This is a genomic window from Comamonas denitrificans (assembly GCF_042654745.1).
Taxonomy (GTDB): domain Bacteria; phylum Pseudomonadota; class Gammaproteobacteria; order Burkholderiales; family Burkholderiaceae_C; genus Comamonas; species Comamonas denitrificans.
On the sequence record NZ_JBHSEY010000065.1, the window covers coordinates 1 to 1,300 of the forward strand.

Consider the following 1,300-nt stretch of genomic DNA (forward strand, 5'->3'; position numbering starts at 1 on the left):
ACCAGCTGAGCTACAGACCCCAACCATCAAACCTTTTTTGGTCTTCGATGGGTCATCCAACAACCGATAAGTGTGGGTATTTAGCAGCAAACAGTTGTTTGCATTTTCCAGAAAGGAGGTGATCCAGCCGCACCTTCCGATACGGCTACCTTGTTACGACTTCACCCCAGTCACGAACCCCGCCGTGGTAAGCGCCCTCCTTGCGGTTAGGCTACCTACTTCTGGCGAGACCCGCTCCCATGGTGTGACGGGCGGTGTGTACAAGACCCGGGAACGTATTCACCGTGGCATGCTGATCCACGATTACTAGCGATTCCGACTTCACGCAGTCGAGTTGCAGACTGCGATCCGGACTACGACCGGCTTTATGGGATTGGCTCCACCTCGCGGCTTGGCTACCCTTTGTACCGGCCATTGTATGACGTTTCTAGCCCCACCTATAAGGGCCATGAGGACTTGACGTCATCCCCACCTTCCTCCGGTTTGTCACCGGCAGTCCCATTAGAGTGCCCTTTCGTAGCAACTAATGGCAAGGGTTGCGCTCGTTGCGGGACTTAACCCAACATCTCACGACACGAGCTGACGACAGCCATGCAGCACCTGTGTTATGGCTCTCTTTCGAGCACTCCTTCATCTCTAAAGGATTCCATACATGTCAAAGGTGGGTAAGGTTTTTCGCGTTGCATCGAATTAAAGAACATCATCCACCGCTTGTGCGGGTCCCCGTCAATTCCTTTGAGTTTTAACCTTGCGGCCGTACTCCCCAGGCGGTCAACTTCACGCGTTAGCTTCGTTACTGAGAAAATAAATTCCCAACAACCAGTTGACATCGTTTAGGGCGTGGACTACCAGGGTATCTAATCCTGTTTGCTCCCCACGCTTTCGTGCATGAGCGTCAGTGCAGGCCCAGGGGATTGCCTTCGCCATCGGTGTTCCTCCGCATATCTACGCATTTCACTGCTACACGCGGAATTCCATCCCCCTCTGCCGCACTCCAGCCTTGCAGTCACAATGGCAGTTCCCAGGTTGAGCCCGGGGATTTCACCACTGTCTTACAAAACCGCCTGCGCACGCTTTACGCCCAGTAATTCCGATTAACGCTTGCACCCTACGTATTACCGCGGCTGCTGGCACGTAGTTAGCCGGTGCTTATTCTTACGGTACCGTCATGATCCCAGGGTATTAACCCAAGACTTTTCGTTCCGTACAAAAGCAGTTTACAACCCGAAGGCCTTCATCCTGCACGCGGCATTGCTGGATCAGGGTTTCCCCCATTGTCCAAAATTCCCCACTGCTGCCT

Annotated in this window: 1 rRNA gene; it reads right to left on the bottom strand. The window is 53.5% G+C overall.

Features of this window, described 5'->3' with window-relative positions:
* Nucleotides 1–111 precede the first annotated feature (111 nt).
* Nucleotides 112–1,300, bottom strand: a 16S ribosomal RNA gene (locus ACFO24_RS13295); the annotation flags it as partial.